Genomic DNA, 13,849 nt, shown 5'->3' with positions numbered 1-13,849 from the left:
CGGAAATCCGGGCTTCCGGGTGCACTTCCGGCGCCTTTTGTCGCGCTGTTCCGGCCTTTCGAAACATAAAGTGATCGGTCGGGCAGGGCCTCGCGGACAGCCAATCAGGCGATTTCGTGCCGCCAGGGCGGGTTGGCGCCGGCCCGCGATACCGTCACCGCGGCGGCCTTGGCGCCAAGGTCCAGCGCCTTGCGGATCGCGTCCTCCGGCAGGCCGCCGATCGCCGCCTTGGTGAGCAGGCCCTGCTCGTGCAGCGAGGCCAGGATGCCGGCATTGAAAGTGTCGCCGGCGCCGACCGTGTCGACGACCTTCACCTTCTGCGGCACCACCGTGACCTTGTGTTCCCGGCTGTAGCCGACCGCGCCTTCGCTGCCATGAGTGACGACGATCAGCTTGGGGCCGCGGTCCAGCCAGTTGCGCACGACGTCCTCATGCGAGCCCGCCTCGTCGAACCAGTTGAGGTCCTCGTCAGACAGCTTGACGATATCGGCCATCGCCATCATCTCGCGGATGCGTCTGAGATGCTTGGCCTTGTCCGGAATGAAGTTCGGCCGGATGTTGGGGTCGAGCATCATCACCCGGCTCTTGTGCTCGCGCCGCATGAACTCCTCATAGGCCGATCCCGCCGGCTCCGAGATCAGGCTGATGGCGCCGAAGAGCATCGCCTCGATCTCGGCCCCGAGCTTCGGCAGGTCCTCGATGGTCAGCATGCGCCCGGCGGTGTTCTCGTCATAGAAGGTGTAGGTCGCCTGGCCGTTGGTGAGCCGCACGAAAGCGAGCGTCGTGGGCTTTGGCGAGGTGTGCGCATAGGTGGAGCTCACCTTGCTGGCACCCAGCGCCTCGCGGAGCTGGCCGCCGAACAGGTCGGAGGAGAGGCCGCAGAAGAAGCCCGCCGGGGCGCCCAGCCGCCCAAGCGCGATCGCGCTGTTGAACACCGCCCCGCCGACATAGGGCGCGAAGGCCGCTTCGCCTTCCGTCGTCGTGCGCGGCAGCATGTCGATCAGGGCTTCGCCACAGCAGAGGATCATTTCTTGTCGGTCTCCGGCGGATGGATCACGCCCTTGCGGATGATGATGTTGGCATAGAGCCTGGGTTCGCTGGTCGCCACGATCGCGTGCGCGGCCTTGACGCGTGCATAGAAGTCGGCGCCGGCCAGCGCAATCACCTTGTGACCCGGCGCACGTTTCGCGCAGACCGCTTCCATCTCATGATGCACGGGATCGGCGAGCGTCGGATCGCCCTTGACCGAGGCACGGAACAAAGCCTCGGGCGCCGCCTCGTCCACCGGCAGCACGCTCAAAACGGCGTCGAGCACCGGAATGATGGGATGGCCGTCGGCGCGGATCAGCCTGCGCGCCTGTTCCTCGGCGGGATAATTGCCGTCGACGATGGCGATCTCGTCGCCATGACCCATGGCGCGCAGCGTCGCCAGAAGCTGCGGGCCGAGCAGCGACGGGATGCCGATCAGCATGGTCAGGCGCTCCTGGAAATCGTGGTCGGTCCGATCAGGAATCGCTCGGACAGCGGCAGGCTGGCGCCGCCCAGCGCCCGCGCATGGATGCCGACCGTTCCTTCACGCACGATGGGCAGCTTCAATCCCTCGGCGTCGATGCCGGCGATAGCATCCGTGACCGCATCGACAAGCCGCCGCCGCACCTCGAGCGGCATCCAGCCGTCGATCACCGCCGCTTCGAAATCGATGACCGAGGAGGCGGCGACGATCGCATAGGCCAGCGCCTGCGAAGCGCTGGCGATCCAGTCGTCGAGCTCGGCGCCGATATCGCCCCATTCCTGCGGCGAGGTCCAAAGATACGAGCCGTCGATGCCCTTCGCGCTGAGCGCCTTTTCCAGTATCGCGATCGAGGCGACGTCGATCAGCTGCGTCGGCTTGCCGTCCGGCCCCGGCACCGGCATCGAGCCCAGCGCGCCGGCGTTCCCGGTCGGCCCGCCAAACAGGCGGCCGTTGAGCACAATGCCGCCGCCGGCAAAGGCGCCGATGTAGAAATAGACGAAGTCGCGCGCGGCGCCCGCCTGGCCGAAGACGAGCTCCGCCCCGCAAGCGGAAGTGGCGTCGTTCTGCAGATAGACCGGAAAGTCGCACTGCGCCTGGATGTCGGCGCGGATATCGCGGTGGCGCCATTCGTCCATGATCTCGCGCGGCGCGCCGGCAGTGTCGGCCCAGCTCCACAGCTCGAACGGCATGGCGATGCCGAGCCCGGCGATGCGCTTGTCCTGCGCCGGCGTCAGCTCGCCGCGCATCTTGCTGATCCCCGCGGTGACGAACTCGACCGTCTCGCGCGGCGCCGGATAGCGATAGGAATTCTGCAGCATCGCGCGCACATTGCCGAGGAAGTCGATCAGCACCAGCTCGGCGCTGCGGCGGCCGATCTTGAGGCCGATGAAGAAGGCGCCTTCCGGGTTGAGCGCCATGGGGATCGACGGCTGGCCGATCTTGCCGCGCAGCGGCGCCTGGCGAACGAGCAGCTTGTCATCCTCGAGCTCGCGCATGATGACGGACACCGTCTGCGCTGACAGCCCGGTCATGCGCGCAATATCGGATTTGGCTAGGCTGCCATGCTGGCGCACCAGCGACAGCACCAGCCGTTCATTGTGGTCGCGCATGCCGCTCTGGTTGGTGCCGCGATGCAGGCGGCTCTCCAGAGCCTCGGGCGAACCGTGCCTCGCAATGCCGGTCTCCACCCTGTTCCTCCCGTCGGTTTCCCCACACTGCTTTTCGTTCAGAATGAGTGAACAGCGCAAGCCTGTCAATAATAAATAAGAGTGATTTAATTATTGACAGGCGGCTCGGACTGGTGTCTTTTGAGGTGGCGTCCACGCTGGGAGAATGGTTGGATGCGTGAGGCGCCGGGTTGGCCGGCGTCCGGAAATGGTTCCATTGGGAGGAAAATCGTGACCAAGAAATCGCTGCTGAAATCCACTGTGTTCGCGGCTGCCGGGCTGGGCTTGATGGCGTTCGCCTCGTCCGCATCGGCCGCGGGCGTCGGCGCCTGCCTGATCACCAAGACCGACACGAACCCCTTCTTCGTCAAGATGAAGGAGGGCGCGACCGCCAAGGCCAAGGAACTCGGCGTCGACCTCAAGACCTATGCCGGCAAGATCGACGGCGACAGCGAGAGCCAGGTCGCGGCGATCGAAAGCTGCATCGCCGACGGCGCCAAGGGCATCCTGATCACCGCCTCCGACACCAAGGGCATCGTGCCGACGGTGAAGAAGGCGCGTGATGCCGGCCTGCTGGTAATCGCGCTCGACACGCCGCTCGATCCCATCGATGCTGCCGACGCCACCTTCGCCACCGACAATCTGGAGGCCGGCAAGCTGATCGGCGCCTGGGCCGCCGCCACGCTCGGCGACAAGGCCAAGGACGCCAAGATCGGCTTCCTCGATCTCACTCCCTCGCAGCCGACGGTCGACGTGCTGCGCGATCAGGGCTTCATGGAAGGCTATGGCATCGATGTGAAGGATCCCAACAAGATCGGCGACGAGGATGACCCGCGCATCGTTGGCCATGACGTGACGAACGGCAACGAAGAGGGTGGCCGCAAGGCGATGGAGAACCTCCTGCAGAAGGACAACACCATCAATGTCATCCACACCATCAACGAGCCCGCGGCCGTCGGCGCCTACCAGGCGCTCAAGGCCGTCGGCCTCGAGAAGCAGGTGCTGATCGTCTCCGTCGACGGCGGCTGCCCGGGCGTCAAGTCGGTGACCGAAGGGGTGATCGGCGCCACCTCGCAGCAATATCCGCTGCAGATGGCCGCGCTCGGCATCGAGGCGATCGCGGCCTACGCCAAGGACGGCACGAAGCCGAAGCCCACCGAAGGCAAGAACTTCTTCGACACCGGCGTCAACCTCGTCACCGACAAGCCGGCCAACGGTGTGAAGTCGATCGACACCAAGGAAGGCCTCGCCAAGTGCTGGGGCTGATGCTGGCCTGACCGGCAACAAACCTTGCGGCCGGGGGCTTGATCCCCGGCCGCATCGGGTGGACGATGCGCTTTCGTAAGCGCTGACAATCCTGGCGACAGACCGGATAGCGTGGACGGCGTGTGGGGCAGTGAGCAAGCTCCGCACAGACGGGAGGATACATGTCTCAGATGCAGGAATTCGAGAAGGTGCTCACGGGCAGCGACACCAGCGTCGCCGCCTTCGAGGAGCACGGCAAGTCATTCGTCAAGCGCGCCCAGCATTTTCTGCATTCCACGCCCGCGGCGGTGCCGCTGATCGTGCTGGTGCTGTCGATCATCATTTTCGGTATCGCCATCGGCGGGCGTTTCTTTTCGTCCTACACGCTGACGTTGATCCTGCAGCAGATCGCGATCGTCGGCATTCTCGGCGCCGCCCAGACACTGGTCATCCTGACCGCCGGCATCGATCTGTCGATCGGCGTGATCATGGTGATTTCGGCCGTGATCATGGGCAACTGCGCCATCACATACGGCATGCCGACCCTTCTCGCGGTGATCGTGGGCCTTGCCGCCGGCGGCGCCTGCGGCCTGCTCAACGGTCTGCTGGTCGCCTACATGAAGCTGCCGCCGTTCATCGTCACGCTCGGCACCTGGAACATCGTCATGGCCACCAACTTCATCTATTCGGCCAATGAGACGATCCGCGACGCCGACGTCGACGCCCAGGCGCCGCTGCTGCACCTCTTCGCGCTGAGCTTCAGGGTCGGTTCCGCGGTGCTGACCGCCGGCGTCATCGCCATGGTCCTGCTCGTGCTTCTGCTGTGGTACGTGCTCAACCACACGGCATGGGGCCGCCATGTCTATGCCGTCGGCGACGATCCGGAAGCGGCGAAGCTCTCCGGCATCCAAACCAAGAAGGTGCTGATGGCGGTCTACACGCTTGCCGGCCTGATCGCCGCCTTCGCGGCCTGGGTCTCGATCGGCCGCAACGGTTCGATTTCGCCGTCCGCCGCCGTCACCGACTACAACCTGCAGGCGATCACCGCGACGGTGATCGGCGGCATATCGCTCTTTGGCGGCCGCGGATCGATCCTCGGCACGCTGTTCGGCGCGATGATCGTCGGCGTCGTCTCGATGGGCCTCAACATGCTGGGCGCCGATCCGCAATGGAAAGTGCTGCTCACCGGCGTGCTGATCATCGGCGCCGTGGCGATCGACCAGTGGATCAGAAAGGTTTCGGTGTAACCATGACCCAAGAGCCCGTCCTCACCGCGCGTGGTCTTACCAAGCGCTATGGCCGTGTCACCGCGCTCAACGCATGCGACTTCGATCTCTACCCAGGAGAAATCCTGGCGGTGATCGGCGACAACGGCGCTGGCAAGTCGACACTGATCAAGGCGATCTCCGGCGCCGTGCACCCCGATGAGGGAACCATTGAGCTGGACGGCAAGCAGGTGCACTTCAAGTCGCCGATCGAGGCCCGCGAGGCCGGCATCGAGACCGTCTACCAGAACCTCGCTTTGTCGCCGGCGCTGTCGATCGCCGACAACATGTTCCTCGGCCGCGAGATCCGCAAGTCCGGCCCGCTGGGCAGCTGGTTCCGCATGCTCGACCGTCCGGCGATGGAAAAGCGCGCCCGCGACAAGCTGACCGAGCTCGGCCTGATGACCATCCAGAACATCAGCCAGGCGGTGGAGACGCTCTCGGGCGGCCAGCGCCAGGGCGTCGCGGTGGCGCGCGCCGCCGCTTTCGGCTCCAAGGTGGTGATCATGGACGAGCCGACGGCAGCGCTCGGCGTCAAGGAAAGCCGCCGCGTGCTGGAGCTGATCCTCGACGTCAAGAAGCGCGGCCTGCCGATCGTGCTCATCTCGCACAACATGCCGCATGTCTTCGAGGTGGCCGATCGCATCCATATCCACCGGCTTGGCAGGCGCCTGTGTGTCGTCGATCCCAAGCAGATTTCGATGTCGGATGCCGTCGCCCTCATGACCGGCGCCAAGAAGCCGCCGGAGGACGCGCTGGCGGCCTGATCTCCGTCCACGAGTAAATTGCCGCGGGGGAAGCGGGTGGGACAGCGACCTAAATCGATTGAATATATGCTGCAATGCAGTAAGGTGGGGTAGGAGCAACGGTGAAAGCCGGTATTATCGTGGCACTATCACGAGAGGCAGCATGACGCGCACGATGACAACCGAAGCCCCCGCTCTCGACAATCCCGACCCCAAGACGCTCGCCGAGGAAGTCTTGCTGTCCCTCAAATACAGGGTCGGTAAGGACACCACGGTCGCCACGCCCTATGACTGGCTGACCGCCTCGATCAAGGTGGTGCGCGACCGCGTCGTCGATCACTGGATGCAGGCGACCAGGGAAGCTTACGACCAGCAGGAAAAGCGCGTCTATTACCTGTCGCTCGAATTCCTGATCGGCCGCCTTATGCGCGACGCCTTCTCCAATCTCGGGCTGATGGAGAACATGCGCGAGGCGCTGGCTTCGCTTGGCGTCGACCTCGACCTGATCGCCGGCCTCGAGCCGGACGCAGCCCTCGGCAATGGCGGCCTCGGCCGCCTCGCCGCCTGCTTCATGGAAAGCATGGCGACAGTCGACATCCCGGCGCATGGCTACGGCATCCGCTACGCCAACGGCATGTTCCGCCAGGAGATCCACGACGGCTGGCAGGTGGAGCTGCCGGAGACCTGGCTCGACCACGGCAATCCGTGGGAGTTCGAGCGCCGCGAGCGTTCCTTCGAAGTCGGCTTCGGCGGCTCGGTGGAATCGATCACCTCCAAGGACGGCCGGCTCGAACGCCATGTCTGGAAGCCGACCGAGCATGTGCTTGCCGTCGCCTACGACACGCCGGTCGCCGGCTGGCGCGCCAAGCGCGTCAACACGCTGCGGCTCTGGTCCGGCATGCCGATCGACCCGATCCTGCTCGACAAGTTCAACGCCGGCGACCACATCGGCGCGCTCGCCGAAAGCAATAAGGCCGACGCGCTGTCGCGCGTGCTCTATCCAGCCGATTCGCACATGGCCGGGCAGGAGCTGAGGCTGAGGCAGGAGTATTTCTTCTCGACCGCCTCGCTGCAGGACATCGTTCAGCGCCATCTCAGCCAATATGGCGACCTGAAGTCGTTGCCCGACAAGGCCGCGATCCATTTGAACGACACGCATCCAGCGGTCGCCGTGCCGGAGCTGATGCGGCTCTTGATGGACGTCCACGGCATGGATTTCGATCTCGCCTGGGACATCACCAAACGCACCTTCGGCTACACCAACCACACGCTTCTTCCCGAGGCGCTGGAAAGCTGGCCGGTGCCGCTGTTCGAGCGGCTGCTGCCGCGTCATATGCAGATCGTCTATGCCATCAACGCTGAGGTGCTGCTCGAGGCCCGGGCCACCGGAAGATTCTCCGGCGAGCAGATCGCCCGCATCTCGCTGATCCAGGAAAACGGCGACCGCCGCGTGCGCATGGGCAATCTCGCCTTTGTCGGCTCGCATTCGATCAACGGCGTCTCGGCGCTCCACACAGAGCTGATGAAGGAGACGGTGTTCGCCGACCTCCACAAGCTCTATCCGGACCGCATCAACAACAAGACCAACGGCATCACGCCGCGGCGCTGGCTGATCCAGTGCAATCCCGGCCTGACCGCGCTTGCCCGCGAGGCGATCGGCGGCCGTTTCATGGACGACATCGAGGCGATCAAGGATCTCGACCCTCTCGCCGGCGATGCCGCCTTCCGCGAGAAGTTCGCCGCCGTGAAGCGGCAGAACAAGGTGAGGCTTGCGAACCTCGTCGCCGACCGGCTCGGCATCAAGCTCGACCCGTCGGCGCTGTTCGACATCCAGGTCAAGCGCATCCACGAATACAAGCGCCAGCTGCTCAACATCCTGGAGGCGATCGCGCTTTACGACCAGATCCGCTCGCATCCCGAGCGGGACTGGATGCCGCGGGTAAAATTCTTCGGCGGCAAGGCGGCGCCCAGCTACCACAACGCCAAGCTGATCATCAAACTGGCCAATGACGTCGCCAGGGTTATCAACCGCGATCCGGCGGTGCGCGGCCTGCTCAAGGTCGTGTTCGTGCCGAACTACAATGTCAGCCTGGCCGAGCTGATGATGCCGGCCGCCGATCTTTCCGAGCAGATCTCGACCGCCGGCATGGAAGCGTCCGGCACCGGCAACATGAAGTTCGCGCTGAACGGCGCCTTGACCATCGGCACGCTCGACGGCGCCAATGTCGAGATCAAGGAGCATGTCGGCGACGACAACATCTTCATCTTCGGCCTCACGACCGCCGAGGTCGCCGACCGGCGCAACAATGGCTACAATCCGCGCGGCGTGATCGAGGCCTCGCCGGAGCTGGCGCAAGCGGTGGCCGCGATCTCGTCCGGCGTCTTCTCGCCCGACGACCCCGACCGTTATCGCGATCTCATGAACGGCCTCTATCAGAGCGACTGGTTCATGGTGGCGGCCGATTTCGATTCCTACGCCGCCTGTCAGCGCGAGGTCGACGCCGTGTGGCGCAACAGTCCCGACTGGTACGCGCGTGCCATCCGCAACGTCGCCCGCGTCGGCTGGTTCTCGTCCGATCGCACCATCCGCCAATATGCGAAAGAAATCTGGAACGTGCCGGTCTGATGTGATTGCATGAGGTCACGAACGATGCGACCCCGGTGCATGCCGCCCAAAAGCGGGTAGCGGTTTTGGGATCACGGCATGCACCAAACAAAGACCGGTGCATGCCGCCCAAAAGTGCGTAGCGGTTTTGGACAACGGCATGCACCAAAACAAAGACTGGTGCCCAGGGAGGGCGACCGCCTGATGAGGAAGCCGCGCGCGACCGCTGCGACAAGCGGGCCGGACGGACTGGCGCCAGCCGGCGATGTCGCGGCGATTGTCGCCGGAACGCATGGCGATCCCTTTGCCGTTCTTGGCCTGCATGAAGCCGGCAAAGGCTTCGTCGCCCGCTGCTTCGTGCCCAATGCCGAATTCGTCACCGCCTACACGCTGACCGGCAAGGAGGTCGGGGACCTCATCCGCAGCAACGATGCCGGCTTCTTCGAGGGCAGGCTTTCGATCCGCAAGCGCCAGCCGCTGCGCTATCACGCCAGAAATGCCGGCGGCGACTGGTGGCTGACCGATCCCTATTCCTTCGGCCCGGTGCTGGGGCCGATGGACGACTACTACATGGCCGAGGGTTCTCACTTAAGGCTCTTCGACAAGCTCGGCGCCCATATCATCGAGCATGAGGGCGCCACCGGCGTGCATTTCGCCGTCTGGGCGCCCAATGCGAGGCGCGTCTCGGTGGTTGGTGCCTTCAACGAATGGGACGGCCGCCGGCATACCATGCGCGACCGCAAGGACACCGGCATCTGGGAGCTGTTCATTCCGGACCTCCGCGCCGGCCAGCCTTACAAGTTCGAGATCATCGGCCCCGACGGCGTCAGGCTGCCGCTCAAGGCCGACCCGTTCGCCTTCGAATCCGAGCTGCGACCTGCGACTGCTTCGGTGACGGCGCCGCCGATGGCGCATCAATGGGGCGACGAGGCGCACCGCACTTTCTGGCAAAAAGCAGATCCGCGGCGCGAGGCGATCTCGATCTACGAGGTCCATGCCGGCTCGTGGCAGCGCCGCGACGACGGCACGTTCCTTACCTGGGACGAGCTCGCCGCGCGGCTGATCCCTTACGTGGTCGACACCGGCTTCACCCATATCGAGTTCCTGCCGATCTCCGAGCATCCATACGACCCGTCCTGGGGCTACCAGACGACCGGCCTCTACGCGCCGACCGCCCGTTTCGGCGATCCCGACGGCTTCGCCCGCTTCGTCGACGGCGCCCATCGCGCCGGCGTCGGCGTCATCCTCGACTGGGTGCCGGCGCATTTCCCGGTCGACGAGCACGGGCTGGTGCAATTCGACGGCACCGCGCTCTACGAGCATGCCGATCCGCGCCAGGGTTTTCATCCCGACTGGAACACCGCGATCTACAATTTCGGCCGCCGCGAGGTGGTATCGTTCCTCGTCAACAACGCGCTGTTCTGGGCCGAAAAATACCATGTCGACGGTCTGCGCGTCGACGCGGTCGCCTCGATGCTCTACCTCGACTATTCGCGCAAGGCGGGCGAATGGATCCCCAACGAGAAGGGCGGACGCGAGAACCTGCAGGCCGTCAGCTTCCTGCAGAAGATGAACAAGGAGCTTTACGGCCACCACCCCGGCGTCATGACGATCGCGGAAGAATCCACCTCATGGCCGAAGGTCTCGCGGCCGGTGCATGAAGGCGGGCTCGGCTTCGGCTTCAAGTGGAACATGGGCTTCATGCACGACACGCTGGAGTATCTCTCCAAGGAGCCGATCTACCGCAAGCACCACCACAACGACATCACCTTCGGCCTTGTCTACGCCTTCTCCGAGAATTTCGTGTTGCCGCTCTCACACGACGAGGTCGTGCACGGCAAGGGCACGCTGCTTCACAAGATGGCCGGCGACGACTGGCAGAAATTCGCCACGCTGCGCGCCTATTACGCCTTCATGTGGGGCTATCCCGGCAAGAAGCTTCTGTTCATGGGGCAGGAATTCGCCCAGCGCCGCGAGTGGAGCGAGGAACGCGCGCTCGATTGGAACCTGCTCGAATTCGCACCGCATCGCGGCGTCTGGCAGGTGGTGCGGGACTTGAACTACCTCTACCGCTCGCGACCGGCGCTGCATGCGCGCGACTGCGAGCCGGACGGCTTCTCCTGGCTGATCGTCGACGACCGCGACAACTCGGTCTTTGCCTGGCTGCGCAGCGCGCCGGACGGCAATTCGATCGCCGTCATCTCCAATTTCACGCCGGTGCCGCGCGAGAACTATCGCGTGCCGCTGCCGAAGGCGGGCGAATGGCGCGAGATCATCAACACTGACGCCGCCGCTTATGGCGGCTCCGGCATGGGCAATGGCGGCATGGTCGTGGCGAATGGGGAAGGGGGCAGCACGTCGGCGACGATGCTGTTGCCGCCGCTCTCGACGATCATGCTGGAATTCGTCGCGGACTGAAGCAGATGATATCTCATCTTGCCGAAGCAAAGTTCCGGACAGCTTAGGAGGGAGGCAAACAATGGCAGAGATCAAGAGAACCCAGCCGCTGGCGCGCGATGCCATGGCCTATGTGCTGGCCGGCGGCCGCGGCAGCCGCCTCAAGGAGCTGACCGACCGGCGCGCCAAGCCCGCGGTCTATTTCGGCGGCAAGACGCGCATCATCGATTTTGCGCTGTCCAACGCGTTGAACTCCGGCATCCGCCGTCTTGGCGTCGCCACCCAATACAAGGCGCATTCGCTGATCCGCCACCTGCAGCGCGGCTGGAACTTCCTTCGGCCCGAGCGAAACGAGAGCTTCGACATATTGCCTGCCTCGCAGCGTGTCTCGGAAACGCAGTGGTATGAGGGCACGGCGGACGCGGTCTACCAGAACATCGACATCATCGAGGCCTACGGGCCTGAATACATGGTCATCCTCGCTGGCGACCACATCTACAAGATGGACTACGAGCTGATGCTGCGCCAGCACGTCGACGCCAATGCCGACGTCACCGTCGGCTGTCTCGAAGTGCCGCGCATGGAGGCGACTGGCTTCGGCGTCATGCATGTCGATGGCAAGGACAACATCATCGCCTTCGTCGAAAAGCCCGCCGATCCGCCCGGCATTCCGGACAAGCCGGAGTTTGCGCTGGCCTCGATGGGCATCTACGTCTTCAAGACGAAGTTCCTGATGGAGCAGCTGCGTCGAGACGCGGCCGAGCCTGGCTCCAGCCGCGACTTCGGCAAGGACATCATCCCCTACATCGTTGAGCACGGTAAGGCGATCGCGCACCGTTTCGCCAAGTCTTGCGTGCGCTCCTCGCATGAGGCCGAGCCCTACTGGCGCGACGTCGGTACGGTGGACGCCTATTGGGAAGCCAACATCGATCTCACCGACGTCACGCCTGAGCTCGATCTCTATGACCGCGACTGGCCGATCTGGACCTATGCCGAATTGAAGCCGCCGGCCAAGTTCGTGCATGACGAGGATGGCCGCCGCGGCGAAGCGATCTCCTCGCTGGTGTCGGGCGACTGCATCGTTTCCGGCGCATCGCTGCGCCGCAGCCTGATCTTCACCGGCGCGCGCATCAATTCCTATTCGAAGCTCGAGGAGGTGGTGATGCTGCCCGACGTCCAGGTCGGCCGCAACGCGCGCCTCAAGCGCGTCGTCATCGACCATGGCGTCCATATTCCCGAAGGACTGGTGGTCGGCGAGGATCCGGCGCTCGACGCCAAGCGCTTCCGCGTTTCGGAAAAGGGCATCTGCCTGATCACCCAGGACATGATCAACAAGTTGTCGACCTGACAAGGTCGATCAACAAGCTGTCAGTCTGATCAATTTGATCGACAAGTCGTCGCTTTGATCAACGAATTGTCGCTCTGATCAACAAGCTGTCACTTTAAGTTCGGAATGTGGAGCGCATGCAGGTTCTGTCGGTCACGCCCGAAATCTTCCCGCTGATCAAGACCGGCGGGCTTGCCGACGTGACCGGCGCGCTGCCGATCGCGCTCGCCTGCAAGGGCGTGGCGATGCGCACGCTGGTTCCGGGCTACCCGGTGGTGATGGAGGCCTTCAAGAAAAAGAAGGCCGTCTACCAGTATACGCTGCTGCAGGGCGGCAAGGCTTCGGTCCATGCCGTCAAGATCGGCGAGCTCGACCTCTTCGTGCTCGACGCGCCGCATCTCTTCGACCGCCAGGGCGGGCCTTATGGCACCATCTCCGGCTCCGACTGGCCGGACAACTGGCGGCGCTTCGCGGCGCTCAGCCAGGTCGGCGGCGACATCGCGGGCGGCGCGATCTCCGGCTACCAGCCCGACATCGTGCATGCCCATGACTGGCAGTCGGCGATGACGCTCGCCTATATGCGCTACGGCAAGGCGGTCGGCGTGCCGTCGCTGATCACCGTGCACAACCTTGCCTTCCAGGGCCAGTTCGGCGCCGGCATCTTCGGCGAACTCGGCCTGCCGGGCGTGGCGATGCAGCTCGACGGTGTCGAATATTATGGCGGCGTCGGCTTTCTCAAGGCCGGCCTGCAGGCCGCCTGGGCGATCACCACGGTGAGCCCGACCTATGCGCAGGAGATCCGTTCGCCGGAATTCGGGATGGGCCTCGACGGCCTGATCAACATGCGCGCCACCGACCTCTACGGCATCGTCAACGGCATCGACGTCGATATCTGGAACCCGGCGACCGACAAGCATCTGGTGGCCAACTATTCTGCCGAGACATTGGAAGCCCGCGGCCTCAACCGCAACGCCGTCGAGGATCGCTTCAATCTCGAGAATGACGACAGCCCGATCGTCTGCGTCGTCAGCCGGCTGACCTGGCAGAAGGGCATGGACATTCTGGCCGCGGTCGTCGACGGCATCGTTCAGCGCGGGGCACGGCTGGCGATCCTGGGTTCGGGCGATGCCGGCCTCGAAGGCTCGCTGCTTGCCGCCGCCGCGCGGCACCGCGGCCGCGTCGGCGTCGTCATCGGTTATGACGAAGCCCTTTCCCACATCATGCAGGGCGGCTGCGACGCCATCGTCATCCCGTCGCGCTTCGAGCCTTGCGGGCTGACGCAGCTCTACGGCCTGCGCTATGGCTGCGTGCCGGTCGTCGCTCGCACCGGTGGCCTCGCCGACACCATCATCGACGCCAACGAGGCGGCGCTTTCGGCGGGCGTGGCCACCGGCTTCCAGTTCGCGCCCAACAATGGCGGCGCGCTGCTGCACGCCATTCGCCGGTTGGTCGAGGCGCATGCCAGGCCCGCGGCCTGGGCCTCGATCCAGCGCCAGGGCATGAAGGCCGATGTCTCCTGGGACAAGAGCGCCGAGAAATACGTCGAACTCTATCGCTTGCTGCTTTCGAAAAGGGCTGCCTGAGG

Annotated in this window: 10 protein-coding genes; 7 read left to right on the top strand and 3 right to left on the bottom strand. The window is 64.5% G+C overall.

The window, feature by feature from the left end; genetic code table 11:
* Positions 1-104: 104 nt before the first annotated feature.
* Genes AC4FWB_RS04785 through AC4FWB_RS04775 form a run of 3 tightly spaced genes read right to left on the bottom strand, consistent with a single transcriptional unit; the run spans position 105 to position 2,700 of the window.
* Positions 105-1,028 carry a carbohydrate kinase family protein gene (locus AC4FWB_RS04785; RefSeq protein ID WP_491024637.1) on the bottom strand — a complete coding sequence of 308 codons (924 nt, stop codon included), beginning with the start codon at positions 1,026-1,028 and terminating at the stop codon, positions 105-107.
* Positions 1,025-1,471 carry an RbsD/FucU family protein gene (locus tag AC4FWB_RS04780; protein ID WP_491024635.1) on the bottom strand — a complete coding sequence of 149 codons (447 nt, stop codon included), beginning with the start codon at positions 1,469-1,471 and terminating at the stop codon, positions 1,025-1,027. The genes AC4FWB_RS04785 and AC4FWB_RS04780 overlap by 4 nt, the downstream gene beginning before the upstream one ends.
* Positions 1,472-1,473: 2 nt before the next feature.
* Complete coding sequence (locus AC4FWB_RS04775) at positions 1,474-2,700, bottom strand: ROK family transcriptional regulator (protein WP_491024634.1); 1,227 nt, start codon at positions 2,698-2,700, stop codon at positions 1,474-1,476.
* A 267-nt stretch (positions 2,701-2,967) separates the two neighbouring features.
* Here AC4FWB_RS04775 and AC4FWB_RS04770 point away from each other — a divergent pair, with 267 nt between their 5' ends.
* The 7 genes from AC4FWB_RS04770 (at position 2,968) to glgA (ending at position 13,847) form a co-directional block, all read left to right on the top strand.
* On the top strand, positions 2,968-3,945 hold the full coding sequence (locus tag AC4FWB_RS04770) for a sugar ABC transporter substrate-binding protein (RefSeq protein ID WP_491024848.1): 978 nt from the start codon (positions 2,968-2,970) through the stop codon (positions 3,943-3,945).
* Between the two features lie 161 nt (positions 3,946-4,106).
* Complete coding sequence (locus tag AC4FWB_RS04765; protein ID WP_491024633.1) at positions 4,107-5,171, top strand: ABC transporter permease; 1,065 nt, start codon at positions 4,107-4,109, stop codon at positions 5,169-5,171.
* A gap of 2 nt (positions 5,172-5,173) precedes the next feature.
* Positions 5,174-5,956, top strand: coding sequence for an ATP-binding cassette domain-containing protein (locus AC4FWB_RS04760; RefSeq protein ID WP_491024632.1), 783 nt, complete (start codon positions 5,174-5,176; stop codon positions 5,954-5,956).
* Positions 5,957-6,098: 142 nt separating this feature from the next.
* On the top strand, positions 6,099-8,561 hold the full coding sequence (locus AC4FWB_RS04755) for a glycogen/starch/alpha-glucan phosphorylase (RefSeq protein ID WP_491024631.1): 2,463 nt from the start codon (positions 6,099-6,101) through the stop codon (positions 8,559-8,561).
* Between the two features lie 183 nt (positions 8,562-8,744).
* Positions 8,745-10,958: a 1,4-alpha-glucan branching protein GlgB gene (glgB, locus tag AC4FWB_RS04750; RefSeq protein WP_491024630.1), complete on the top strand. Its 2,214-nt coding sequence runs from the start codon at positions 8,745-8,747 to the stop codon at positions 10,956-10,958.
* A 61-nt stretch (positions 10,959-11,019) separates the two neighbouring features.
* Entirely contained in the window at positions 11,020-12,285 is a 1,266-nt protein-coding gene (gene glgC / locus AC4FWB_RS04745) for a glucose-1-phosphate adenylyltransferase (RefSeq protein WP_320220114.1), read from the top strand.
* A gap of 116 nt (positions 12,286-12,401) precedes the next feature.
* Complete coding sequence (glgA, locus tag AC4FWB_RS04740) at positions 12,402-13,847, top strand: glycogen synthase GlgA (protein ID WP_491024629.1); 1,446 nt, start codon at positions 12,402-12,404, stop codon at positions 13,845-13,847.
* Positions 13,848-13,849 lie beyond the last annotated feature (2 nt).

This window comes from Mesorhizobium sp. LEGMi-168a (assembly GCF_058312955.1).
This window is presented reverse-complemented; position numbering and strand designations above follow the sequence as displayed.